Below are 24,478 nucleotides of genomic sequence, written 5' to 3' on the forward strand. Positions count from 1 at the left end.
TTGTAACCTAATCAGGTTTCAATAAAACAAAATATTAGGGGGTTTATTATTCATGGCAATGAAGAAATCAATTCGTTTAGGTGTATTATCAGGGGCTTTAGGTCTTGCATTAATCGGCGGGGGAACATGGGCGGCGTTTAATGATTTTGAAAAGGCAAATGCGGTCTACTCGACAGGAGAGCTGGATTTATCTGCTAAAGAGAACTCCGGCGCCATCAACCTTTCGAACTTAAAACCTGGTGATCGGATCAAGAAGGAATTTCATTTTGATAATAAGGGATCACTAGCGATAAACCAAGTGCTGATGAGTCTTGATTATAGCCAGTTTACAGATGGATCTTCCGCGAAGAATGGCGGTAAGAATACAGCTGAAGAATTTCTCAGTCAGTTTCAGGTGAGTGTTCTGACGGTTGGAGCCGAAGGTGGAAATGGTTATCCGAAAAACATTATTTTAGACCATGCAAACCTGCTTGACTTGCATCAATTAACGTCAAAACAGGATCAGACCGCATTTGAAAAGCTTCGTCATGCCGTCGATGAGAAGTTTTTACATGAAAGTGGGAAAATTAATGTAGCAACTGTTGATGGAACAGTGGCTCCAGAGTATGACGGCATTCCAAAGAATCCGTTTGATTACGATAAAGTGGAAATGACCATTGAATTTATCAATGACCAGACGAAGGATAAAGCTGGTCACTATATCCAAAATAAATACCAAGGCGATGCGATTCAAATTGATCTTTCCTTCGAAGCGACTCAGTGGAATGGTTTAACGATCAATCCAAAAAAGCATACGGATGAAAAAGGCTACGTGAAAGAAAACGAAAAAGCACACAGCGAAGATAAAAAATAAAGCCAGTCTTTAGGCTGATATCAAGATCTGCATAGCAATTGGAGGAGTATGCGCTAAAACGTGCGCTTTACTCCTCTTCTTGCTTTTTTCTCCAGATTTGATAATCTAAAAATTCACGAAATTGCTTTTTCGAAACCCCTGATGTCATTGCATCTCGAACTAGTTTTTCCCATTCACTATCTAATTGACCATCGTATTCGGTTTCATCTTTTTCGTTTAAAAGTGTATGAACCGAGACGTCCAGAACAGCGGAGACTTTTTCAAGAAATTGAATGGAGGGGTTTGTTTGCAAGTTTCTTTCTATTGAGCTTAAATAAGACTTCGCTACCCCAGCCTTTTCGGCCAGTTCTGATAGTGAGTAGCCTTTTTCATTGCGGTATTGTTTAATACGCTGGCCAATCAATGTCATCACCTTCCTTTCGATATTATAGCACATTCAGAAAGGTTTGATAGAATGACTTCTTACCAGAGGGGGAGACTCAGAGGACTTTTCATTTGATTTGAGGAAATGACGGACTTCTTCAACTGTTAGTCCTGCCTTGCGAGCTTCACGTAATAATTGAACCCATTCACTGTCTAATTTGTTCGTTTTCTTTTCCATACAAATACCCTCCTAAAATACTGAATCATGTATTTCAGGCACTTAACGCATGAAATGGAAAGACATAGGTGGTAAGACCTCATAGTTTGCTTGCGTCATGTTTCCGCCCAATACAAACAGACAAACTTAGCTTTAGACTGATCGAAAATTGTAAGTCACATAAAAGGGGAGGGGACTATGGGTCAACCTCCTCTTTTTTGCTGTAAGTAAAAAAGTCCGCCATTTTCAATCGTAAGACTGATTTTTGGTTCGTATAAAGTTTTGAGTGCTTGCCTTTCTATTTCATATTCTACAGATGTGTCTGAAGTCCCTTCATAAAACTGGTTTAAAAGTTCGGAGTCTTCCTTCCATTTTTGAACGGCTCGCACTGCCCAGTCGTTCGGTTCCTCATGGGCATAACGCTCCATAAGGCTGTAGAGCCGTTTGATTCCGCTTTCTGGCTTAATCATTGTACTCATCGTAAAACAATAATCGGGAATTTGAGACGACAGCTCGCGAGCTTCCAGCTTTTCTTGAAATTGTTCAATGACTTCTCCGCGTATAAGATGGAGTCCTAATGATAAAAGCTTATCCTTCTTCCGGTCTGCAAGGTAAGAAATTTTTACATTGAGTCCAAGCCATGGCTCAAGTGCGATCTGATTGTTCGTGAGCGGACTGACTCGTTCATAAAGCCGGATAAAACGTCCCTGTTGTTTGACCGCCTCAAATATTTGAAATAACCGGGGGGAGCCGAAATGGATGAATTCACCACTGACCGTATCACCCGCTTTTTTTTGATCTGTGATGAAAGTCAATTGCCGCGGTTCAGGTACACCGCCAGTTTTTTCAAGCCAGTGCCAATAAAAAGGACGGTTCATAATCAATTTATCCATTTCAATTGTCAGCTGTACGGTCATATGTCCTGCACTTTCTTCTAATATACTGCATTGATTCGCCTTGAAAAAACGGAGAAGAAAGGTGTGAATGTCATGCTGCTCCATTGATCAACTCTCCTTTATGAGCCCTGCTGTCTCTTTTCTAAAAGTGGTGTTTGTGCTTCAGTTAAATAAGAAGCAAACTGGGTTAATTTCTTTTTCATGTCTCCATCGGATTCATGCTGGAAGAGAATTTGATGCAACTCTGTTTCGACTTCTTCAATATCAATTCTCGTTAAAATATCATCTAAATCGCCTATGACGTTTTCAAACAGCTGAATTTTTTCATATAAAAGCTTTAAAATATGCTCCTCAACTGTTCCGTTCGTTGACATATTGTAAATGTGAACATCTCGCTCTTGGCCAAGGCGGTGGATACGTCCGATTCTCTGTTCTAAACGCATCGGGTTCCACGGGAGGTCGTAGTTGATGATTTGATTACAAAACTGAAGGTTGATCCCTTCGCCGCCAGCTTCTGTAGCAATTAACACTTGCGCCCGTTCTCTAAATAAATCTTTCATCCAATCTTTTTTGCCCCGCTTAAAGCCGCCCCGAAATGGCACGGAGCTAATGCCGTTTTGCTGTAGAAACCATTGTAAATAAATTTGTGTCGCGCGGTATTCGGTGAAAATAATGACTTTCTCATTTAACTGCTGAATGAGTTTGACCACTTCAAGCGCCTTTGAGTTTTGCTCCACTTGATTGATTTTCTCCATGATTTGCGCTATAGCAGAAGAGCCGAGTATATGCTTTTCTTCTTCCTGCATTTTTTTAATCGTCATATAAACTGCCTCACGGCTTGAACAGCATTCTCGTTCCAAGGTCATAATGGAAAACATATGCTTTGTATAAGACGGATTCTCTTTCAGCTTGCAGATTTCATCATACAATGCTTGTTCTGTCGGAGAAAAATCAATGGAAATCGTTTTGACATGCCGTTTTGTCCACTCGATGCCTGTGTCTTGTCTTCGGTTTCGAATCATCACTTTATTGACGAGCTGTTTTAATCGGTCATGGTCTTCAAGCTGCAAGTCCTTTTTGGCAAAGATATCTTTAAATTGATGTTCATTTCCTAGGTGGCCTGGCTTCAGAAGAGAAACGAGATTAAATATTTCTCCGATCCGATTTTGAATAGGTGTCGCTGTCAGCAGCAGACAGAACTTCTTATTCAGGTTTCTCACAAATTCATAGTTTTTCGTTTTATTGTTTTTCAGTTTGTGTGCTTCATCGATAATGACCATATCGTAGGCAATCGATAAAATCGTGTCTCGATGCGGCTGTCTTTTGGCTGTGTCAATGGAAGAAACGACAACGTCGCACTGCTCCCACACATAGCTCTTTTTTTGTTCAACAGCATCAATATAAAATTTCGTCCGCAGCTCCTGTACCCACTGAGATACAAGGGAGGCGGGGACGAGAATAAGAATTTTTTTGGCAAGTCCACGAATCATGTATTCTTTGATAATGAGTCCTGCTTCTACGGTTTTTCCCAGACCCACTTCATCTGCTAGAATGGCTTTCCCATTCATTTCTTCTACGACTCTTCTGGCTACTTCGAGCTGGTGCTGTAAAGGGGTGAATGCAGGCAGGTGCGCAGGAGCTTGCAGCCCCTCGAATGAATCAATGGCTGTGACTTTTTGAACCTGCGTCGCTAATCGATACATATCCCAGTTCGCCCAGGGGCCGTCTGATGAAAGCCGCTGCTGAAATTCATTTGCCCATTCCTGATCAAAAATCGTTTGAATATTCAATGTGGTCGCCTGCCTTTCTAGTAGGGTCTGATAAATTGTTCTGTTTTTAAACGCTTCATTTTTTAAGAGGTCTCTAAAAGACTAGATATATGAATAAAAGCGAACGATATCGAAAGGTTATTTTAAAAATGTTAATGATTTTTCTGTTGCTCTCCATCCATTTCTAATGGTAGGATGTTGATAAGTGATCTAGAAAATAAGTCACCCATTTTGATAGTATGTCCAATAAATGTGAAAAATATGAGCGGATGATGGTATGGGGAGAGACTTGGCGGTTATTTTGCACTGGCAGGCGCCGAAGGAGCAAGCTGAATGATTCAGTGAATCTCTCAGGCAAAAGTACTCTTACCGGACGCAACTCTGGAGAGTGTTTGCTGATCGTTTTAGCAAACCACCAAAGGGGAAAACGCACAATGATGTTGTGCTGTAAACTTTCAGGTGCAAGGACAGAGACTTCTTTTTGATAAAAGGGAGCGCTCTGTCCTTTTTTGCTGTGATTTTTTTCTGAAAATTCAGCTTGCATTTGCACTAAAAAAAGGGGGAAACGATTGATGTTGAAACGAACACCGCTTTTTCATGCGTATGAAACGTTTGGCGCAAAAACCATTGACTTCGGGGGCTGGGAATTACCTGTCCAATTTTCTTCCATTAAAGAAGAACATGAAGCTGTTCGAACAAAAGCAGGGCTTTTTGATGTGTCTCACATGGGTGAGGTGGACGTCAAAGGTCAAGATGCCCTTCCTTTTTTACAAAGGTTATTAACCAATGATGTGTCTAAGCTGACAGACGGTAAGGCACTATATACAGCCATGTGTTATGAAGATGGCGGAACGGTAGATGACCTGCTCGTCTACCAAAAAGAAAAGAACCACTATTTACTTGTCATCAATGCATCAAATATCGATAAAGACGTGGATTGGCTTTTGAAGCACCAAGAGGAGGATGACGTATTGATCAAAAATATATCTGATCAAACCGCCTTGCTAGCGCTTCAAGGACCTCTTGCAGCTGACATCATCAAAGAGGTGGCGGATGAAGAGGTGACATCGCTTAAACCATTTACGTTTTTATCAAAAGCTGAGGTCGCAAATAAAGAAGTGCTCGTTTCCAGAACAGGCTACACAGGGGAAGATGGCTTTGAAATCTACTGCCAGTCAGAAGATGCGATTCACCTGTGGTCAGCTTTATTAAAAGCAGGGCAGCCAAAAGGATTAATACCGTGCGGACTCGGTGCACGTGATACCTTGAGATTTGAAGCAAGGCTTCCGCTTTATGGCCAGGAGCTGACAAAGGATATTTCTCCATTAGAAGGCGGAATTGGTTTTGCTGTCAAAACGGATAAAGAAGCTGATTTTATCGGAAAAGCAGCACTTAAAAAACAAAAAGAAGAGGGACTGAAGCGAAAGCTTGTCGGCATTGAAATGATTGAAAAAGGGATTCCGCGTACAGATTACCCAGTCTTTTCAGGAGAAAAGCAGGTTGGGTTTGTCACAACGGGCACTCAATCCCCAACATTAAAGAAAAATGTCGGTCTTGCTTTGGTCGAAACCTCAGAAGCGGAGCTTGGGGCAGAGGTGGAAGTACAAGTTCGTAAAAAACGTCTAAAAGCCAAAATCGTCACAACACCATTTTATAAAAGAACCAAATAACGAGGGGGAATAGAGGATGAAGCACAGGTATTTGCCGCAAACAGAGCAAGATCAAAAAGAAATGCTGGATGTCATCGGCGTTCAGTCGATTGATGAGCTTTTTTCAGATATCCCAGAGAAAGTTAGATTCAAAGGAGCATACAACATCAAAGAATCCGCATCTGAAACAGCGCTTGTCAGGGAATTATCCCGGCTAGCTGCAAAGAATAAGGATACAGTTTCCTATGCATCGTTTCTTGGTGCAGGTGTATATGATCATTACCAGCCTGTCATTGTCGATCATGTCATCTCACGCTCTGAATTTTATACAGCGTATACACCTTATCAGCCGGAGATTTCACAAGGTGAATTGCAAGCGATTTTTGAATTTCAAACAATGATTGCTGAGCTGACTGGTATGGATCTTGCCAACTCCTCGATGTATGATGGCGGAACGGCACTAGCTGAAGCGGCAATGCTCGCTGCGGGACACACAAAGAAGAAAAAAGTGGTGGTTTCTGAAACGGTTCACCCTGAATCAAGAGCGGTGCTGAAAACATACGCCAAAGGACAAAACATTGAAGTTGTTGAAGTGCCTGCGAAAAAAGGGCAGACAGATTTAGCTGCACTGGAAAAGGCCATCTGCGATGATACAGCAGCAGTTCTCGTGCAATATCCAAACTTTTTTGGTGTCGTCGAGCCGTTAAAAGACATTGAACCCATTGCACATAAAGGAAAAAGCCTGTTCATTGTCTCTAGCAATCCCCTCGCACTCGGGCTATTGACGCCGCCTGGAAAACTTGGGGCAGACATTGTCGTTGGTGATGCGCAGCCGTTCGGTATCCCGGCGGCATTTGGCGGACCTCACTGCGGATATTTTGCTGTGACGAAAAAGTTGATGAGAAAAGTGCCAGGTCGATTAGTCGGGCAGACAGAAGATGAAAATGGTGTTCGTGGATTTGTCCTGACTCTTCAAGCGCGTGAGCAGCACATTCGAAGAGATAAAGCGACGTCAAATATTTGCTCGAACCAAGCATTAAATGCGTTAGCTGCTTCTGTTGCCATGACGGCACTAGGAAAAACAGGCATAAAAGACATCGCCTATCAAAACGTGCAAAAAGCCCATTATGCCAAGACGCAGGCAGAAAAATATGGACTGCAGGCGGATGTAGAAGGGGCTCATTTTAATGAATTTGTGATCAAGTTACAGGAGCCTGTGAAAGAAGCCAATAAACGATTGCTTGAAAAAGGAATCATCGGCGGCTACGACTTAGGGCTAGACTACCCAGAGCTTCAGCAGCACATGCTTGTAGCCGTGACAGAGCTGAGAACAAAAGAAGAAATTGATACGTTTATCAAGGAATTGGGGGATCGCCATGAATAAACAAGATCAGCCGCTTATTTTTGAATTATCTAAAGAAGGAAGAATTGGGTACAGCCTGCCTGATTTAGATGTACCTGGACAGGAGATCCCGTCTTTATTTGATGAGACGTACATCCGTGATGAGGATGCTGAGCTTCCTGAAGTATCTGAGCTTGATATTATGCGTCATTATACAGCATTATCAAGACGCAATCATGGGGTCGATTCTGGATTTTATCCTCTTGGCTCTTGTACGATGAAATATAATCCAAAGATTAATGAAAAGGTTGCACGCCTTGCAGGTTTCTCGCAGGTCCATCCACTACAGGAGGCAGACACTGTACAAGGTGCATTGGAATTACTATACGATCTAGGTGAACATCTTGAAGAAATTACGGGGATGGACGCTGTGACATTACAGCCTGCGGCAGGAGCACATGGCGAGTGGACGGGACTCATGATGATCCGTGCGTACCATGAAGCAAGAGGAGATCATCAGCGTACAAAAGTCATTGTGCCTGATTCTGCTCATGGAACGAACCCGGCATCTGCGACAGTCGCTGGATTTGAAACCATTACTGTCGCATCTGATGAAAACGGGCTTGTTGATTTAGAAGATTTACGCCGCGTTGTTAATGAAGAAACAGCTGCTTTAATGCTTACAAACCCGAATACACTTGGCCTCTTTGAAGAAAATATTTTAGAAATGGCTGAAATCGTTCATGGAGCTGGCGGTAAACTTTATTATGACGGAGCCAACTTGAATGCGGTTTTAAGTAGAGCAAGACCAGGGGATATGGGATTTGATGTTGTCCACTTAAATCTTCATAAAACCTTTACAGGCCCACACGGAGGCGGAGGTCCTGGTTCAGGTCCTGTTGGCGTTAAAAAGGATTTAATTCCGTATTTGCCAAAGCCGGTGCTTGTAAAGAAGGAAGGTCGTTTTTACTTTGAATATGACCGTCCGGAATCAATTGGGCGTGTGAAGCCATTCTATGGAAACTTTGGCATTAACGTCAGAGCCTATGCGTACATCCGCTCTATGGGTCCAGACGGCTTAAAGGCTGTAACTGATAATGCCGTGTTAAATGCGAACTATATGATGCGACGCTTAAGTGCTCATTATGATTTGCCGTTTGATCGTCACTGTAAGCATGAATTTGTTCTTTCAGGTAAACGTCAGAAAAAATTAGGTGTGCGGACACTGGATATTGCCAAACGATTACTTGATTTCGGCTACCATCCGCCAACGATCTACTTCCCGCTCAATGTAGAGGAATGTATCATGATTGAACCGACTGAAACAGAATCAAAAGAAACACTTGATGCATTCATCGAAGCAATGATTCAAATTGCGAAAGAAGCAGAAGAGAATCCTGAAGTGGTGCAGGAAGCGCCGCATACAACGGTCGTCAAACGTATGGACGAAACAAAGGCCGCTCGGAATCCCATTCTCGTTTTTGAAAGAAAATAAAGAAAAAAGACTCAGGGGGAATCATGCTCCCAGAGTCTTTTTTGTTAGTTCTTCGTTTTAATGCGGCCGCCCCATTTTTTAAAGCCGCCTTTTAAATTATAAATCTCACGGCAGCCGTTTTTACGTAAAGTTTGGGCTGCTTTTCCGCTTCTGAAATTATTTTGACAATAGAGATAAACAGGCTTGTCAGGACGTATTTCATTTTTGCGCTGCTTTAGTTGGGAAAGAGGGATATTTCTTGCCCCTAAAATATGTCCGCCTTCAAACTCATTTGGCTCTCTCACATCAATGAGCTGGGCTTTGCGGTAACCTTTAATAAATTCTGCTTCCGTCAGCGTTTTCATAATGCGCTGCTGATAAATGTAGCTGCCGATGGAATAAAGAACAAAAAGTCCACAAAGTGAGAGGACGATATAGTTGAACATTGACAATACAACTCGACTCCTTCTTGAGCATCAGCACAGTAGCCTGTCTGATGGTACGTTTTAGACAAATACTATTATAGTAAAGCATAAGAAACTTGTCATCATAAATGGTAAGAATTATTTTCAATTCCGTTCCGATTTGATAGACTGATGAAGAGAGAAAACCGGTGGTCACCACCATCATCTAACATTGACTACGTAAAAGAGAAGGGATTTTATATGCAAAAAGAGAAATGGTGTTTCATTGATTCAGGAAACCAAGACCCTGCCTTTAACATGGCAATGGACGAAGCCTTGCTTTATTGGCATAGTGAGAAGCTCATTCCGCCTGTTATCCGCTTTTATGGATGGGATCCGGCGACATTATCTGTTGGGTATTTTCAGAACGTTGAAAAAGAAATCAACCTAGAAGCTGTCAAGCGCTATGGTCTTGGATTTGTCCGCAGACCAACCGGAGGACGAGGAGTACTACATGACCAGGAGCTGACCTACAGCGTGATTGTGTCAGAGGAACATCCAGAAATGCCAGCAACGGTGACAGAGGCGTACCGCGTCATTTCAGAAGGCATTTTAGAAGGCTTTAAAGAGCTGGGACTCGATGCGTATTTTGCCATTCCTCGTACAGATAAAGAAAAGGAAAGCTTAAAGAATCCAAGATCTTCTGTATGCTTTGATGCCCCTTCTTGGTACGAGCTTGTTGTAGAAGGCAGAAAGGTAGCGGGCAGTGCTCAGACGAGACAAAAAGGTGTCATCCTCCAGCATGGATCTATTTTAATTGACCTTGATGAGGATAAATTATTCGATTTGTTCCTTTATCCTAACGACCGGGTAAGAGAGCGGATGCAGCGAAGCTTTAAAAACAAAGCGGTTGCCATCAATGAAATCTCAGACCGAACTTGTACGATAGACGATGCGCGTGTTGCGTTTAAAAGAGGATTTGAAAAAGGATTAAATATTGAGCTTGAACCTTATGAGCTGACAGATGAAGAATTAGCGTTTGTCCATCATCTCGCCAAAACGAAATATGCCTCAGATGATTGGAATTACAAGCGTTAAGACGATGGACACTCCTTGTTTTTTAATGAACGATGGTGTAGAATTGGGTTGATTATTAAGTAAAGGTGCATTATGGAGGGGTTTTATGACTACACCTAGTATGGAAGATTACATTGAACAAATTTATATGCTGATAGAAGAAAAAGGATATGCCAGAGTCTCTGATATTGCAGAAGCACTCGCTGTCCATCCCTCCTCTGTAACAAAAATGGTTCAGAAGCTAGATAAAGATGAATACCTCATTTATGAGAAGTATCGTGGTCTAATTTTAACCCCGAAAGGCAAAAAAATTGGAAAACGTCTCGTATACAGACATGAACTGCTGGAGCAATTTTTAAGAATCATTGGTGTAGATGAAGAGAAAATTTATGATGATGTAGAAGGCATTGAACATCATCTCAGCTGGAACAGCATTGACCGCATCGGCGATCTCGTTCAATTTTTTGAAGAAAACGATGAGCGATCTGTTCAGCTGAAAGCGATTCAAAAGAAAAACGAACAAACAAATCAAGAATCTTAATCAAAAAGGACACCCTTAGCATGGGTGTCCTTTTTGATTAAAGTTCTAATTGAAAGCAAATGCTCCTACACTATTATTAGCGTGAAATCAAAGGGGGCTCCTTGATGAAGATAGATGGTGTGTTCTCAGGTGGAGGCATTAAGGGGGCAGCGCTTGCTGGTGCCTATGAAGCGCTTGAAGCGAGAGGATTTCAATTTGTCCGTCTTGCTGGTACAAGTGCTGGAGCAATCATTGCTTCACTCATCGCAGCAGGTTTTACAAGCCAGGAAATTCGGGAGCTTTTAGATGAAATGGATGAGCATCAATTGCTTGATAGAAGATGTCAATTCATCCCGTTCAAAATGCTTAGGTGGGTATCCATTTACTGGCGTCTTGGTCTTTATAAAGGAGATCGGCTGGAAAAATGGCTGACTGATGTGCTAAAACGAAAAGGGGTCACCGTGTTTGGAGACCTCAAAAAAGATTCGCTGAAAATTGTTGCGTCCGATTTAACGAATGGAAAAATCCTCGTACTGCCAGACGACCTTCCTTCATATGGCTTAAATCCAGAGCGGTTTTCCGTGGCGAGGGCCATTCGAATGAGCTGCAGCCTGCCGTATTTTTTCGAACCTGTCAAACTGAAGTCTTCAAAAGGCATTTGTACCATTGTAGATGGAGGAGTGCTTAGCAATTTTCCAATTTGGCTGTTTGCTGAAGAGAAAAAAAGACCGTTCGTCGGTGTCACATTAACGCCAAACGAAAAAGAACGCCCACAACACTCCATCCGCAATGCGTTTGAACTGTTTGGCGCTCTTTTTGAAACGATGCGTGGTGCTCATGACGAAAGACATATCGCCACAAAACACGAACGTCATATTATTTTTATTCCTGTAGAACACGTCATTGCCACTGATTTTCAACTCATGACAGAAAAGAAAAAGGCGCTCGTCGATCTAGGCAGACAGAAGGCCGAGCAATTTTTAAAAAGCTGGACATTTTAAAATAAGGCGCGATTCTTCTTTTTGTTTTTCTTGCCTTCAATCACAGTCAAATGTGTTTGGCTTTTCTTTTTGAGAAGGACGGGCTTAGACTTGTGGTCAGTCGGCACGCTTCGCAAATGAGTGACCCGATTTTTCATCTGGCTTTTCGTTTTTGGTTTAGGCTGCTGGTAGCGACGTTTTGATTGTTTGACTGCTTTGCGATAAAGATTGCCTTCTGTTCCAGTTCTTCGATTCATCAGCCATCTAAATAGGAAAAATAGGGCCGCTCCAATGATCACAACAGACAGCAGCATTGTAAAAAGTCTGCCTGGGTTCGTTGTGAGTAAGTACACAAATCCCAAAACACCTAAAGCGAAAATAATGGTAAAAGCAGGATGTACTCGGCGATTCATAACTGTCCACCTCCGAAGGAATTTACCGGATTTATAAGTTAGATCACTTGATGAGCAGAATCTGACGCTTGTTTTAGAGATGCTTCCTCTAAACGAAGAAGTTCATTAAAACTTGCAATGGCTACCTCGACTTGATCGTCAGAAGGTTCTTTTGTTGTAAGCAATTGCAGCCAAAGGCCAGGATAGCCAAGCACTTTAAGTACAGGCACTTCTCGGAGTTTGTTCGTGAGCTGAAGCACTTCAAATGAAATGCCCAGAACAACCGGAATGAGCGCCAAGCGGTTCAGAACTCTCACCCATAAAGGATCTGTCGGTACGAGTAAATAGACGAACATTCCAACAATGACAGTGAATAAAATAAAGCTGCTGCCGCATCGATAATGCAGACGGGATTGCTTTTGGACATTTTCCACTGTGATGTCAAGGTTCTGTTCATAGCAGTTTATGACTTTATGTTCTGCCCCATGATATTGAAATACTCTTTTAATTAAAGGGGTCATGGAAATAAAGTAAATATAGCCTAATAAAAGGACCAATTTAAAGAATGTTTCCACTGCGATTTGTGCGAAATTCCCTGAAAAGATGGGACGCACAAGCTCTGCTAAAAAGACAGGTACCAGGGTAAAGACAAATTTACTAAAGAGAAGAGAGAGAACTCCGATCACAGCAATGCCGAAAATCATGGATAATTTTGAGCCTTTTTGTTCTTTTTCAAGAGTATGATCTTCAGAAGGATCTAAGTCATATCGCTCACTGGAGAAGTTTAAGTGCTTACTGCCGTTTGCGCTTGCTTCAACAAGTGCAGCAACACCCCTGACAAAGGGGATTTTCTTGAGAAAGGCGGTTCGTTTATTGGAGGTCCGGGGAAGCTTCAAAAACTCAATGGACTGGTCCTTTCGCCGAATCGCTGTCACATAGTTCTTCTTACCTCCGAACATGACACCTTCGACAACTGCCTGCCCTCCATAAGCTGGAGGATTTGTTTGATTGGACATATTTCATCAACCTGCCTGTTTCCTGTAATTTACATGCATTTCCTTATACCTTTATTGTACAGGAAATGAGGGGAAATCACTAGCGCACAGGTCGATTATCTACTAGAATTCTATCTACCTCTTTTTAGCCAGTATACCCTGTTTTAAAAATTTTACACTCACGCATGGAAATCCTTTTTTTTCATGACATTTTGGACATACTACTTGCTGGAGGTGTTCACAAATGAAACGTGATGAAAAGAAAAACCAAGAAGAAAAAAATCAGTCCGTGCAAACGACATCACTTGTGGCAAGAGCAGCTGCTACAGGCTTTGTAGGCGGTGTTTTTTGGGGCTTTATCGGGTTTCTGACCCATGTGTTCCATTTTTCAGAGGTGAGTCCTAACATGCTGCTTCAGCCATTTGTGCTTGGAGAGTGGAAAAAGGGAGGACTTGGTACTTTTATAAGTATTATGCTGTTAGGAATTTTATCGATTGGAGCCGCCTTTATTTATTATGGGCTTTTAAAAAGGATCAAAGGCTTTTGGATGGGTCTAGTTTATGGCGGGCTTTTATGGCTGCTTGTTTTTTACGTATTTAATCCCATTTTCCCAGATGTAAAGCAAGTACAAGACTTGCAGCAAAGCACCATTGTTACGACATTTTGCCTATATATTTTATATGGAATGTTTGTCGGGTACAGCATTTCGTTTGAATATAATGAATTGACGAGTCAAAAGCTTGCGAGGGCACTCGGGAAAAAGACAGAATAAAGTGTAAATCACCTATTCATATGATAAAATATTTTTGGAAACGAAAGGTTTCTAAGGAAAAAGAAACAGATCTCAATATAGATTGAATTAGGGTGAAGGAGTGGTCATATGCCTCATTTTCTTGTACTGAATGGACCCAATTTAAATAGGCTTGGCAAAAGAGAGCCTGCTGTTTATGGAAGTAAGACGCTGACAGATTTAGAGACAGATTTGTTCCAGTTTGCAGAACGAGCAAACATTCAATTAACGTTCTTTCAATCGAATCACGAAGGAGATTTGATTGATGCGCTCCACGAAGCAGAAGATCAGTACGATGGAGTCGTGTTTAACCCGGGTGCATTTACCCACTACAGCTATGCGCTGAGAGATGCCATTGCAAGTATTTCTTTATCTGTCATTGAAGTACATATCTCAAATGTTCATAAGAGAGAGGAATTCCGCCATCATTCTGTACTTGCTCCAGTATGCCAAGGGCAAATCGTTGGACTTGGCTTAGAAGGGTATAAATTGGCGATTCGTTATTTAGTCAGTGAAGGGGGAGCAGTATCATGAAACTTGAAAAACTAAGAACACTTTTAAGCGAATTAGAGATCGATGGCCTTGTCATTACGAGCAGCTTTAATTTACAGTACATGACCAGCTTTACCGGATCTGCCGGCCTTGCAGTTGTGTCAAAGGACCGAGCAGCTTTTATCACGGACTTCCGCTATACAGAGCAAGCGAAGGATCAAGTCAAAGGTTATGACATCATTGAACATAAAGGAAACATTGTGGAAACGGCTGCCCAAACGGCGAAGGAATTTGGAGTAAAACGCCTTGGGTTTGAACAAAACCATATGACATTTGCCACGTATCAGCAGTACGCAGCCAAAGCAGGTGAGATAGAGCTTGTTCCAGTCTCTGAATCAGTTGAAAAGTTGCGCTTGATTAAGTCTAGTGAAGAGATTAAGATATTAGAGGAAGCTGCGAAGATTGCAGATCACGCCTTTGATCATATTCTCACTTACATCAAGCCGGGCCTGACGGAAATTGCTGTCATGAACGAGCTTGAATTTTTCATGAGAAAAGAAGGTGCTGAAGGATCTTCATTCGATATGATTGTTGCTTCTGGTGTTCGTTCAAGCCTGCCGCACGGAAGAGCGAGTGAAAAGGTAATTGAATCTGGTGATTTAGTGACACTCGATTTCGGTGCTTACTATAAAGGCTATTGTTCTGATATGACAAGAACGATTGCTGTCGGAACACCAAGCGACAAGCTAAAGGAAATTTATCATATCGTATTAGAAGCAGAAAACGCTGGTGTGGATAGAATCAAGCCAGGCTTAACAGGAAAAGAAGCTGATCGCATCACACGAGACATCATTGAAAAGTACGGCTATGGTCAATACTTCGGGCATTCAACCGGGCACGGCCTAGGTATGGAAGTACATGAAGCGCCAGGCCTTTCCTCACGATCAGAGGTCGTTTTAGAAGAGGGAATGGTCGTCACAGTTGAGCCGGGGATTTACTTGCCAGATGTCGGCGGCGTGAGAATTGAGGATGATATTGTCCTGACAGCTGACGGCAATAAACGATTGACCCACTCACCGAAAGAACTTATCATATTATGATGGTGAAATGTAGGAGGATGACAAAATGATTTCAGTAAACGATTTTCGTACTGGCCTGACAATTGAAGTGGACGGCGGTATTTGGCGAGTAGTGGATTTCCAGCACGTAAAACCAGGGAAAGGCGCAGCGTTTGTTCGTTCGAAACTGCGTAACCTGCGTACTGGTGCCATTCAAGAAAAAACATTCCGCGCAGGTGAAAAAGTAGCGAAAGCACAAATCGAAACAAAAACAATGCAATACTTGTATGCTAATGGCGATCAGCATGTCTTCATGGATACAAGTTCTTATGAGCAGCTTGAACTAAGTGAAGCACAAATTAAAGATGAGCTGAAATATTTGCTTGAAAATATGTCTGTTCAAATCGTGATGTACGGTGCTGAAACACTTGGAGTAGAACTTCCAAACACAGTAGAACTAGAAGTAGTAGAAACAGAGCCTGGTATTAAAGGTGACACAACATCAGGCGGATCAAAACCTGCAAAAACTGAAACTGGTTTAATCGTCAACGTTCCTTTCTTTGTGAACCAAGGAGATAAACTAGTGATTAATACATCAGACGGCTCATACGTTTCAAGAGCGTAATGAACGAAAAAAGGCTGTAAACCTCGTGTTTACAGCCTTTGTCTTCTTTTCAGCGTGATAGAAAACCTTTGCAGTCTAGGAAGGGTGAGCACTGGCGCGGAGCGAATTTGTTATTCGTGAGCACCAGCGCGCAGACCTGACACCGAATGCGAGGGTTTGTCTACACGCTGAGACTGTAAACCTCGTGTTTACAGTCTTTTTTTATTGAAAAATGACTCCTCAAGACTGGCCCTCTCTCAATTCTCTCATTCATCTCTCTTCCTTCCTGAAAAACAAGACTACTTCCAAATGGTCAAGCATATAGTGTAAAAAAAGCTGGAGGTTCTATATGAAACAATTTCTCCCAGGTCTACACCCGTCGGTCGCTGCAATGGCAGGCATGAGGTTCTTATCCGCTGCCATTGAACTGACGGCAGCCATCCTCATTTTAATCACAAATGATGTACGGAAAGCGGTGGTCATCAATAGTATATTGGCGATCATTGGGCCACTCATTTTTATTATCACGATGACGATTGGAATCTATCAAATTGCAGGGCAGCTATCCTATGCAAAGCTCGTGTTCATTTTCATTGGTGTCGTGTTTATTCTTGTTGGGATCTATAAGTGAAACGGCTTGGCATAATTAACGGCTCACATCATACATTTTAGAGAAGAAAAAAAGGAGGGGAATTCGTTGCGGAGTTTGTTGGATATTCTCCCGCACTCGATTGGACAAGAACTCAGACTGCTGAAAGAGGCAGAATGGGCGCAAATAGAAGAAATCCGCATTCGCACGGAACGTCCTATTGAACTGATGCAAGGAGGAAAAGCACGTTTTCTTTCTTATCACACAACCTGGGAAGATGCGTCTCAGCTATTAGGCAGGCTGAGCAATTACAGCATGTACACACTTGAGGAAGAGCTAAAACAGGGCTATATCACCATATCTGGCGGACACCGGGTAGGACTTGCAGGAAAGGTGATCGTTGAAAACGGATTTGTCAAAGGGCTAAGAGATATCTCTTCATTTAATATCCGCATTGCAAAAGAAAAAATCGGGATTGCGCTTCCCTTTCTTCCTTATTTATATGAAGAGCATTGGCACAATACACTGATCATCGGTCCCCCGCAAACGGGGAAAACCACATTGCTCCGGGATATAGCACGTCTTGCTAGTACAGGCACAAAGACAATCCCTCCTAGAAAAACAGGCATTATTGATGAGCGTTCTGAAATCGCCGGTTGTATAAGAGGGGTGCCGCAGCACCATTTTGGCCACCGGATTGATGTACTCGATGCGTGTCCAAAGGCTGAAGGGTTGATGATGATGATTCGGTCAATGAGCCCAGAGGTCATGATTGTCGATGAAATCGGAAAAAGCGAGGATGTCGAGGCACTTTTAGAAGCGATTCATGCCGGAGTCAACATCATCGTCTCAGCTCATGGCTATTCACTTGAAGATGTATATAAACGTCCTTCATTTAAGCCGTTATGGGAGCTTCGTGTGTTTGAACGATATGTTGAATTAAATCGAAACAATGGACCGGGTACGATCGGGCGGATGTACGGCGGGGACGGACAAGAGATGAAATGGAGGCGGGGAGTGGACGTATGTTAAAGCTCATTGGCGCTATTTTTATTGTTGCGGCCACGACTTGGGGAGGATTCGAGTTTGCCAAACGATATAGCGACAGACCTAAACAAATTCGGCAGCTACGGTTTGCTCTCCAGTCTCTTGAAGCTGAAATTATGTATGGCCAAACCCCTTTAGCGCGGGCGGCAGAGCAAATTGCAGCGCAGGTAGGTCCTCCTGTGAATCAGCTGTTTGAACAATTTGCAGAAAAGCTGAAGGTGGGGACTTTTTCTGCACGTCATGCATGGATCGAAAGTCTTGAGGATGTTTGGAAAAAAACCGTATTGAAAAAAGGCGAATATGAGGCATTGAAACACTTTGGGGAAACACTTGGCCAGCATGATGTCACATCTCAGCAAAAGTATATCAAGCTTGCTTTAGGCCATTTGGAATCAGAGGAGAAAGAAGCAGAAATCGCCCAAGCGAAAAATGAAAAAATGGTCAGAAGCCTTGGATTTTTAAGCGGATTGTTACTGATTCTTTTATTGATGTGAGAGGAAGGGAGTCGAGAGCATGGGCGTTGATGTAAACGTCATTTTTCAAATTGCCGGAGTAGGCATCGTCGTGGCCTTTCTCCATACGATTTTAGACCAAATGGGGAAGAAAGAGTACGCTCAGTGGGTGACGCTGCTTGGGTTTATCTACATTTTGTTTATGGTGGCAACCATTGTAGACGATTTGTTTAAAAAGATTAAAGCCGTATTTCTATTTCAAGGATAGGGGAGGGCTTACAAATCGAAATCATACAAATTGTTGGACTTGGTTTAATCGCTACTTTTTTAGCATTAATCGTCAAAGAACAGAAGCCAACCTTCGCCTTTATGCTTGTCGTTTTTACTGGATGTGTGATTTTCCTTTATTTAATTGATCAAATCTATGCCATTATCTCAATGATTGAAAAAATTGCAGCAAGTGCCGGCGTCAATATGAAGTATGTTGAAACCATATTGAAGATCATTGGTATTGCTTATATTGCGGAATTTGGCGCTCAGCTGACGAAAGATGCTGGGCAAGGCGCCATTGCATCAAAAATAGAGCTAGGCGGTAAGATTCTCATCTTGGTTATGGCAGTCCCGATTTTAACAGTTATCATTGAGACGATTTTAGGGATGATCCCGTCCATGACGTAAATGAAAAGAGGTGATGATAATGAAACGGGTGACCGCTGTAATGGGATTAATGCTTTTCTTTTGGCTGATTGCTCCGCATGCAGAGGCAGAAGAAAAAGAACCTTTATCTAATGAACAGCCAGCAGCAGAGGAAGTGGCGAATGGACAGGCTGATGCACTTGAGCTTCATTCCATCAGTGACTTTTGGGAAACCATTTTGGACGAGTATGGCGGCTTTTTGCCAGAAAGCCAAAAGGGCACAGTGAAGGAAATGATTGACGGTGATAAAGAGCTGTCTCCCCAAACATGGCTGAAAGCCTTTGTGCATTATCTATTTCACGAGGTCATTGCAAACGGAAAGCTCCTAGGTACTCTCATTTTACTCACCATCTTTTGTTCGCTTTTGCAACTTTTGCAAAATGCCTTTGAACAAAGCACCGTCAGCAAAGTCGCATATGCTCTTGTTTATATGGTGCTGATTATTATTGCACTCAACAGCTTTCATGTGGCGATTTCTTATGCCACAGAAGCCATTCAAACGATGACCAGTTTTATTCTTGCTCTTATTCCTCTTTTACTAGCGCTTATTGCTTCATCAGGCGGACTTGTCTCAGCTGGATTCTTTCATCCCGTTATTTTATTTTTAATGAACACGAGCGGTGTTTTCATTCAGTATGTTGTTCTCCCGCTCATCTTTTTATCAGCAATATTAAGTATTATCAGTACGCTGACCGAACAATACAAGGTCACCCAACTTGCGCAGCTGTTAAGAAATGTGGCAATTGGCGGGCTTGCCGTTTTTTTAACTGTTTTTCTCGGCGTCATTTCCGTTCAGGGTGCATCTGCAGCGGTTACTGATGGAATCGCTCTTCGTACAGCCAAATTCATTACCGGTAACTTCATCCCTGTTCTAGGCAGAATGTTCACAGATGCGACGGATACCGTGATCAGCGCCTCTGTTTTACTTAAAAATACAGTTGGACTAGTTGGGGTCGCCATTTTGATTTCAATTGCCGCCTTCCCGGCGATTAAAGTACTTTCGTTAGCCCTTATATATAAGCTTGCGGCTGCGATCCTTCAGCCGTTAGGGGGCGGACCCATCATCAGCTGTCTTGATGTCATTTCAAAAAGTGTGCTGTATATATTTGCCGCACTTGCTGTTGTGTCGCTCATGTTCTTTTTAAGCATTACCGTCATCATTACTGCGGGTAATCTGACCATGATGATGAAGTAAGGAGGGGAAACCTGTTGAGCTTTCTCACGGAATGGATCACAAGTATTATTCTCTTTATCTTATTTGCGATTGTCATTGATCTTCTGCTTCCCAATTCGAGCATGCAAAAGTATGCAAAAATGGTCGTCAGTCTGCTGCTCATCGTGGTGATGCTCAATCCGATTTTTGCTTTATTTCGAGCAGATCCTGACCAAATTTTTGCAGAATTGATGAAAGGGAAGGAAGAAGCGCAGTCAGAAGAAATAAAAAATCAGATGAATTTAGAAAAAAAAGAAATACAAGCCTCTCAGCGTGCATATATTTTAAAGCAAATGGCTGTCCAACTAGAAAAAAGCGCAAAGGAGCCACTGGAGAAGGAGAGCTATGAAATGAAACACGTAGAAGTGCTGGCTGATGAGGAGCATCTGGATCAGAATATGGAGGCGGATCAATTTCGCATCAAAGCAGTTCTTTCCCCGCTCACAGGTGATGCTGTAGAAACGGTGGCAAAGGTGGACATTGATCTCTCCAGGCAAAAGGAGGAAAGCGCTGAATCTTCTAGCAAAGAGATCACGAGTGTGAAAGAGACGCTGGCTAATGTTTGGAATACGAGTCCTGAGCACATCGCGCTGAACATTGAGGGAGGTGACGCAGCAGATCATGAATAACAAGGACTGGAAACAAAAGCTGAAATCCTTCTTCCAACCGCCTGAAAAAGGTGAAGGGAAACCCAAATTAACGAAGCACCATTACTTGCTGCTTGTATTCATTATCGGCGTATCTTTCATGTTAGTCAGTCAGATCTTGTCACCGCCATCAAGCAAACAACAAGCTGCGGTTCCTGCTGCTAAAAAAACATCCTCAGAAGAGCAGGAAGTATTCAAACCGGCATCCTCAGGTAAACCAAAGAATTCAATTGAGGACGTGGAGCAAGAATACGAAAACCAGCTGAAAGAAATTTTAGAGACCATCATCGGCGTTGAGGATGTATCCATTGTGGTCAATGTAGATGCAACGTCTTTAAAAGTGTTTGAAAAAAACAAATCCAATAAAAGTACAACGACCGAGGAAACAGATAAAGAAGGCGGTGTACGAAGTGTCACTGATCAAACAAAAGAAGAAGAAGTCGTCATCATCAAAAATGGCAATGAAGAAACACCAGTCGTTGTTCAAACGAAAAAGCCAGAAATCAGAGGTGTCCTCGTTGTTGCTCAAGGAGTAGACAACGTTCAAATAAAGAAAACCATCATTGAAGCGGTTACACGAGTGCTTGATGTACCGAGCCATAGAGTGGCTGTTGCCCCTAAAAAAATCAAGGAGGATTCGGAATGATGTTAAAAAAACAAACGGTTTGGCTATTAACGATGCTAAGTTTAGTTGTCGTATTAAGTGTGTACTATATCATGTCTCCACAGGGTGAAAATGCAGTGACAGTAGAAGATACGAAATCAAAAGGGACTGAAGAGAAAAAGGTTGAAACAGAAAAAGGAACGGACAAAGGAATGGAAAAAGGCGCTGATAAGAAATCCACTGACAAAGAAACAAACGGCAAACAGGAGGATATCGAAACAAGCGGTGAAGAAGGGAAAGCTGTGTCAGAGCAAACAGACGATGAGCTTTTTACAACATACAGACTAGAGCTTGAAGATAAACGAAGCAAGCAGCGCGAAGAATACAACGAAATCGTCTCAAGTGACGATGCAACGGCACAAGAAAAAAGTGAAGCATACGATCAAATGACAGCGCTTAGTGAAGCAGAAGGAACTGAGCGTCAGCTCGAGACCTTGATCAAAACAAAAGGCTATAAAGATGCGCTCGTAAGTGCTGAAGGAGATAAAGTGAGCATCACGGTTCGTTCTGATAAAAAATCAAAGTCTCAAGCGGCCGATATTATTGATATGGTCACAAAAGAAATGAGAGGTCTTGATAACGTAGCTGTCACTTTTGAGCCCACTAATCAATAAAAAATGAACTGGCGCCCTTTGCCGAAAAGGGCGTTTTTTGATGCGGCTTGACGCCCTCTCCAAGGTGCTTACGCGAGACGCTTCGCCACAATAGTAGTTGAATTCATTGAAATCCTCCTGTAAGATGGGTATAGTACGTACTTTTAGTACTAGCCTATAATAAAAAGATAAATCCATACATAGGGGTGCAAATCCATGTTAAAAATTGAAGAAATTCATGAACTGATCAAATTAATTGACGACTCTACAATCGACGAATTTACGTACGAAAACGAAGGTGCGAAAATCAAACTGAAGAAAAATAAAGAAGTCGTTCAGCAAGTTGCGGCACAAGCACCAGTGGCTCCTGTCCAAGCAGCTCCAGCTCAACAAGCTCCTACAGCACAAGCTCCAGCTCAGACTGAAGCCCCTGCACAAGAGGCAACTGCGTCTGAAAATCTGCATAAAATTACATCCCCAATGGTTGGCACATTTTATGCTTCATCTTCACCAGAAGCAGATCCATACGTGACAACAGGTTCTAAGGTGAAGGAAAATTCAGTTGTATGTATCGTTGAAGCGATGAAACTGTTTAATGAAATCGAAGCAGAAGTAAAAGGTGAAATCGTCGAAGTATTAGCTGAAAACGGTCAGCTTGTAGAATTCGGACAACCCCTCTTTCTAGTGAAAGCAGAGTAAGGAGTACGATCATGATTAAAAAGCTATTAATTGCAAACAGAGGAGAAATCGCAGTTAGAATTATCCGCGCTTGTAAAGAGCTTGGAATTGAAACTGTTGCGGTATTTTCTGAAGCGGATCGCGATGCGCTGCATGTACAAATGGCTGATGAAGCATATTGCATCGGACCAACTGCTTCTAAAGATAGTTATTTAAATGTCACGAATATCGTCAGCGTAGCAAAATTAACAGGAACAGATGCGATCCATCCAGGATACGGCTTTTTAGCAGAAAATGCAGACTTTGCAGAGCTTTGCGAGGAATGTAATGTGATCTTTGTTGGACCAACCGCGTCAGCGATTTCCAAAATGGGAACGAAAGATGTCGCGCGAGAAACAATGAAGAGTGCAGGCGTCCCGATCGTTCCTGGTTCTCAAGGAATTGTAAAAGATCTTGATGATGCTGTTTCAACAGCAGCTAGTATTGGGTATCCTGTCATTATTAAAGCAACTGCAGGCGGAGGCGGTAAAGGAATCCGTGTGGCTCGTACAGAAGAAGAACTTATTAACGGAGTCACCATCACGCAGCAGGAAGCGGCACAAAACTTTGGGAACCCTGGTGTCTATTTAGAAAAGTTCATTGAAGACTTTAGACATGTGGAAATCCAAGTGCTTGCAGATCAGCATGGCAATACGATTCATTTAGGAGAGCGTGACTGCTCGATCCAAAGAAGAATGCAAAAGCTTCTTGAAGAAACGCCATCACCAGCACTGAATGCAGACATCCGTGAGCAAATGGGTGAAGCAGCCGTAAAAGCAGCAGAAGCTGTTGAATACACAGGTGCTGGAACAGTCGAATTCATTTATGATTATAATGAAGAGAAGTTCTACTTCATGGAAATGAATACTCGTATTCAAGTAGAGCATCCTGTGACAGAAATGGTCACAGGTGTAGACTTGATCAAAGAACAGATCAAGGTTGCATCAGGTGAGAAGCTTTCTCTTACACAAGAGAATGTTGTATATGAAGGCTGGGCGATCGAATGCCGTATCAATGCAGAGAACCCAGAGAAAAACTTCATGCCTTCTGCTGGTGAAATTAAAATGTATCTTCCGCCAGGCGGTTTAGGAGTACGTGTTGATTCTGCCGCTTATCCGGGCTATGTGATTCCGCCATATTATGACAGCATGATTGCAAAAGTGATCACATATGGTAAGACGAGAGAAGAAGCGATTGCGAAAATGAAACGTGCGCTTCAAGAATTCGTCATTGAAGGAGTCTATACAACGATTCCATTCCACCTTAGATTGCTCGAGCATGAAACATTTGTGAGTGGTAATTTTAATACGAAGTTTTTAGAAACATACCAAATCATGAAATAATCACAGCTTTCGGAGGTGAATGATCGTGTCAGAAAACAATTTGCTTGAAATGAACCTTGATGAAGATCAATTGGGAAAAGTGCAAATTGCACCAGAAGTGATTGAAGTCATTGCTGGGATCGCCGCTTCAGAAGTCGAAGGCATTGCCGAAATGCGCGGCAATTTCGCTGCTGATGTAGCAGAACGCTTTGGTAAGAAAAATCACCGTAAAGGTGTAAAAGTAGATGTCTCTGATGAAGGCATCACAATCGATGTGTATTGTGTGGTTGAATTTGGCCTATCCATTCCAAAGGTATCCACTGCTGTACAAGAAAATATCCGTCAAACCCTTTTAAACATGACTGCCTTAACGATTAATGAAATTAACATTCATGTCGTTGGCATTCAATTTGATACAAAAGCACCTGAGGCTGAAGTAGATCAAGAAATGTAAAGAAGGGTTCAAGTGAAACCAAGGAGGCATTGCCTCTTTGGTTTTTTAAAGCCCATTTTTGGGTGATTTCCGAATATTGATAACGTCACGTGTTGATTGATTCGTTTTTCGTCAAAGCTCGCATGGATCTTGGTGCGACCACGGTCAAAATATGTTATGATCTCTGTATGGCTTAACGACAAGCGGATAAAGTGGTTAAAGGAGTAAAT

30 protein-coding genes and 2 riboswitches are annotated in these 24,478 nt (G+C 42.4%); of the genes, 23 read left to right on the top strand and 7 right to left on the bottom strand.

Annotated elements, in window-relative coordinates:
* Positions 1–52: 52 nt before the first annotated feature.
* Positions 53–853 (top strand): biofilm matrix protein TasA, encoded by an 801-nt coding sequence (gene tasA / locus QSJ46_RS07130; protein ID WP_039179929.1) that lies wholly within the window; start codon positions 53–55, stop codon positions 851–853.
* 67 nt (positions 854–920) lie between these two features.
* Here tasA and sinR read toward each other — a convergent pair whose 3' ends face one another.
* The 4 genes from sinR to QSJ46_RS07150 all read right to left on the bottom strand — a co-directional run bounded on the left by sinR (position 921) and on the right by QSJ46_RS07150 (position 4,119).
* Positions 921–1,256 (bottom strand): transcriptional regulator SinR, encoded by a 336-nt coding sequence (gene sinR, locus QSJ46_RS07135; RefSeq protein WP_024422969.1) that lies wholly within the window; start codon positions 1,254–1,256, stop codon positions 921–923.
* A 33-nt stretch (positions 1,257–1,289) separates the two neighbouring features.
* Positions 1,290–1,454 (bottom strand): anti-repressor SinI family protein, encoded by a 165-nt coding sequence (locus tag QSJ46_RS07140; protein WP_073206269.1) that lies wholly within the window; start codon positions 1,452–1,454, stop codon positions 1,290–1,292.
* Between the two features lie 182 nt (positions 1,455–1,636).
* Positions 1,637–2,434: a YqhG family protein gene (locus QSJ46_RS07145; RefSeq protein ID WP_224928845.1), complete on the bottom strand. Its 798-nt coding sequence runs from the start codon at positions 2,432–2,434 to the stop codon at positions 1,637–1,639.
* 14 nt (positions 2,435–2,448) lie between these two features.
* Positions 2,449–4,119: a DEAD/DEAH box helicase gene (locus QSJ46_RS07150; RefSeq protein WP_285604514.1), complete on the bottom strand. Its 1,671-nt coding sequence runs from the start codon at positions 4,117–4,119 to the stop codon at positions 2,449–2,451.
* Between the two features lie 248 nt (positions 4,120–4,367).
* Positions 4,368–4,474, top strand: a riboswitch (glycine riboswitch).
* A 3-nt stretch (positions 4,475–4,477) separates the two neighbouring features.
* Positions 4,478–4,571, top strand: a riboswitch (glycine riboswitch).
* Positions 4,572–4,670: 99 nt separating this feature from the next.
* On the opposite strand from QSJ46_RS07150, the gene gcvT reads away from it, so the two are divergent.
* Genes gcvT through gcvPB form a run of 3 tightly spaced genes read left to right on the top strand, consistent with a single transcriptional unit; the run spans position 4,671 to position 8,584 of the window.
* Entirely contained in the window at positions 4,671–5,768 is a 1,098-nt protein-coding gene (gene gcvT / locus QSJ46_RS07155) for a glycine cleavage system aminomethyltransferase GcvT (protein ID WP_285604515.1), read from the top strand.
* 16 nt (positions 5,769–5,784) lie between these two features.
* Positions 5,785–7,131, top strand: a complete 1,347-nt coding sequence (gene gcvPA / locus QSJ46_RS07160) for an aminomethyl-transferring glycine dehydrogenase subunit GcvPA (RefSeq protein WP_047202284.1) — start codon at positions 5,785–5,787, stop codon at positions 7,129–7,131.
* Positions 7,124–8,584 carry an aminomethyl-transferring glycine dehydrogenase subunit GcvPB gene (gene gcvPB, locus QSJ46_RS07165; RefSeq protein ID WP_285604516.1) on the top strand — a complete coding sequence of 487 codons (1,461 nt, stop codon included), beginning with the start codon at positions 7,124–7,126 and terminating at the stop codon, positions 8,582–8,584. The genes gcvPA and gcvPB overlap by 8 nt, the downstream gene beginning before the upstream one ends.
* A gap of 44 nt (positions 8,585–8,628) precedes the next feature.
* On the opposite strand, the gene QSJ46_RS07170 is transcribed toward gcvPB, so the two are convergent.
* Positions 8,629–9,009 (bottom strand): rhodanese-like domain-containing protein, encoded by a 381-nt coding sequence (locus QSJ46_RS07170; RefSeq protein WP_039183198.1) that lies wholly within the window; start codon positions 9,007–9,009, stop codon positions 8,629–8,631.
* A gap of 219 nt (positions 9,010–9,228) precedes the next feature.
* On the opposite strand from QSJ46_RS07170, the gene QSJ46_RS07175 reads away from it, so the two are divergent.
* The 3 genes from QSJ46_RS07175 (at position 9,229) to QSJ46_RS07185 (ending at position 11,565) form a co-directional block, all read left to right on the top strand.
* Positions 9,229–10,065, top strand: a complete 837-nt coding sequence (locus tag QSJ46_RS07175) for a lipoate--protein ligase family protein (RefSeq protein ID WP_039179911.1) — start codon at positions 9,229–9,231, stop codon at positions 10,063–10,065.
* Positions 10,066–10,150: 85 nt separating this feature from the next.
* On the top strand, positions 10,151–10,585 hold the full coding sequence (mntR, locus tag QSJ46_RS07180; protein ID WP_003215946.1) for a transcriptional regulator MntR: 435 nt from the start codon (positions 10,151–10,153) through the stop codon (positions 10,583–10,585).
* Positions 10,586–10,689: 104 nt separating this feature from the next.
* Positions 10,690–11,565 (top strand): patatin-like phospholipase family protein, encoded by an 876-nt coding sequence (locus tag QSJ46_RS07185; protein ID WP_047202281.1) that lies wholly within the window; start codon positions 10,690–10,692, stop codon positions 11,563–11,565.
* On the opposite strand, the gene QSJ46_RS07190 is transcribed toward QSJ46_RS07185, so the two are convergent.
* The gene (locus tag QSJ46_RS07190; RefSeq protein ID WP_039179905.1) at positions 11,562–11,957 is read right to left on the bottom strand and encodes an SA1362 family protein; all 396 of its coding nucleotides are present in this window, start codon (positions 11,955–11,957) and stop codon (positions 11,562–11,564) included. The two genes, QSJ46_RS07185 and QSJ46_RS07190, sit on opposite strands and share 4 nt — an antisense overlap.
* A gap of 38 nt (positions 11,958–11,995) precedes the next feature.
* Positions 11,996–12,952, bottom strand: coding sequence for a DUF1385 domain-containing protein (locus QSJ46_RS07195; protein ID WP_047202280.1), 957 nt, complete (start codon positions 12,950–12,952; stop codon positions 11,996–11,998).
* A 223-nt stretch (positions 12,953–13,175) separates the two neighbouring features.
* Here QSJ46_RS07195 and QSJ46_RS07200 point away from each other — a divergent pair, with 223 nt between their 5' ends.
* The 16 genes from QSJ46_RS07200 (at position 13,176) to QSJ46_RS07275 (ending at position 24,269) form a co-directional block, all read left to right on the top strand.
* Complete coding sequence (locus QSJ46_RS07200; protein WP_047202279.1) at positions 13,176–13,703, top strand: YqhR family membrane protein; 528 nt, start codon at positions 13,176–13,178, stop codon at positions 13,701–13,703.
* 108 nt (positions 13,704–13,811) lie between these two features.
* Positions 13,812–14,255 (top strand): type II 3-dehydroquinate dehydratase, encoded by a 444-nt coding sequence (gene aroQ, locus QSJ46_RS07205; protein WP_034280247.1) that lies wholly within the window; start codon positions 13,812–13,814, stop codon positions 14,253–14,255.
* Complete coding sequence (locus QSJ46_RS07210) at positions 14,252–15,313, top strand: M24 family metallopeptidase (protein WP_039179897.1); 1,062 nt, start codon at positions 14,252–14,254, stop codon at positions 15,311–15,313. Before aroQ ends, QSJ46_RS07210 begins: the two co-directional genes overlap by 4 nt.
* Positions 15,314–15,338: 25 nt before the next feature.
* Complete coding sequence (efp, locus tag QSJ46_RS07215; RefSeq protein ID WP_024422954.1) at positions 15,339–15,896, top strand: elongation factor P; 558 nt, start codon at positions 15,339–15,341, stop codon at positions 15,894–15,896.
* Positions 15,897–16,224: 328 nt separating this feature from the next.
* Positions 16,225–16,506, top strand: a complete 282-nt coding sequence (locus QSJ46_RS07220) for a YqhV family protein (protein ID WP_024422953.1) — start codon at positions 16,225–16,227, stop codon at positions 16,504–16,506.
* 66 nt (positions 16,507–16,572) lie between these two features.
* Positions 16,573–17,496 carry a stage III sporulation protein AA gene (spoIIIAA, locus tag QSJ46_RS07225; protein WP_047202278.1) on the top strand — a complete coding sequence of 308 codons (924 nt, stop codon included), beginning with the start codon at positions 16,573–16,575 and terminating at the stop codon, positions 17,494–17,496.
* Positions 17,490–18,005 (top strand): stage III sporulation protein SpoIIIAB, encoded by a 516-nt coding sequence (gene spoIIIAB, locus QSJ46_RS07230; RefSeq protein WP_285604517.1) that lies wholly within the window; start codon positions 17,490–17,492, stop codon positions 18,003–18,005. Before spoIIIAA ends, spoIIIAB begins: the two co-directional genes overlap by 7 nt.
* Before the next feature lie 19 nt (positions 18,006–18,024).
* A complete protein-coding gene (spoIIIAC, locus tag QSJ46_RS07235; RefSeq protein ID WP_003153142.1) occupies positions 18,025–18,231 on the top strand; it encodes a stage III sporulation protein AC in 207 nt (68 codons plus the stop codon).
* A complete protein-coding gene (gene spoIIIAD / locus QSJ46_RS07240) occupies positions 18,228–18,641 on the top strand; it encodes a stage III sporulation protein AD (protein WP_087978339.1) in 414 nt (137 codons plus the stop codon). Before spoIIIAC ends, spoIIIAD begins: the two co-directional genes overlap by 4 nt.
* A gap of 19 nt (positions 18,642–18,660) precedes the next feature.
* A complete protein-coding gene (gene spoIIIAE / locus QSJ46_RS07245; protein WP_047202277.1) occupies positions 18,661–19,854 on the top strand; it encodes a stage III sporulation protein AE in 1,194 nt (397 codons plus the stop codon).
* 14 nt (positions 19,855–19,868) lie between these two features.
* Positions 19,869–20,501 (top strand): stage III sporulation protein AF, encoded by a 633-nt coding sequence (gene spoIIIAF, locus QSJ46_RS07250; RefSeq protein WP_285604518.1) that lies wholly within the window; start codon positions 19,869–19,871, stop codon positions 20,499–20,501.
* On the top strand, positions 20,494–21,165 hold the full coding sequence (spoIIIAG, locus tag QSJ46_RS07255) for a stage III sporulation protein AG (protein WP_039179881.1): 672 nt from the start codon (positions 20,494–20,496) through the stop codon (positions 21,163–21,165). The genes spoIIIAF and spoIIIAG overlap by 8 nt, the downstream gene beginning before the upstream one ends.
* Positions 21,165–21,797: a SpoIIIAH-like family protein gene (locus tag QSJ46_RS07260; RefSeq protein WP_024428006.1), complete on the top strand. Its 633-nt coding sequence runs from the start codon at positions 21,165–21,167 to the stop codon at positions 21,795–21,797. The genes spoIIIAG and QSJ46_RS07260 overlap by 1 nt, the downstream gene beginning before the upstream one ends.
* A 195-nt stretch (positions 21,798–21,992) precedes the next feature.
* Positions 21,993–22,475 (top strand): acetyl-CoA carboxylase biotin carboxyl carrier protein, encoded by a 483-nt coding sequence (gene accB, locus QSJ46_RS07265; RefSeq protein ID WP_039179875.1) that lies wholly within the window; start codon positions 21,993–21,995, stop codon positions 22,473–22,475.
* An 11-nt stretch (positions 22,476–22,486) separates the two neighbouring features.
* Entirely contained in the window at positions 22,487–23,836 is a 1,350-nt protein-coding gene (gene accC, locus QSJ46_RS07270; protein ID WP_285604519.1) for an acetyl-CoA carboxylase biotin carboxylase subunit, read from the top strand.
* Between the two features lie 25 nt (positions 23,837–23,861).
* Positions 23,862–24,269, top strand: coding sequence for an Asp23/Gls24 family envelope stress response protein (locus QSJ46_RS07275; protein ID WP_034280262.1), 408 nt, complete (start codon positions 23,862–23,864; stop codon positions 24,267–24,269).
* The last annotated feature ends 209 nt before the right edge of the window (positions 24,270–24,478 follow it).

It is taken from the genome of Bacillus sp. YKCMOAS1 (assembly GCF_030268125.1).
Classification (GTDB): domain Bacteria; phylum Bacillota; class Bacilli; order Bacillales; family Bacillaceae; genus Bacillus; species Bacillus safensis.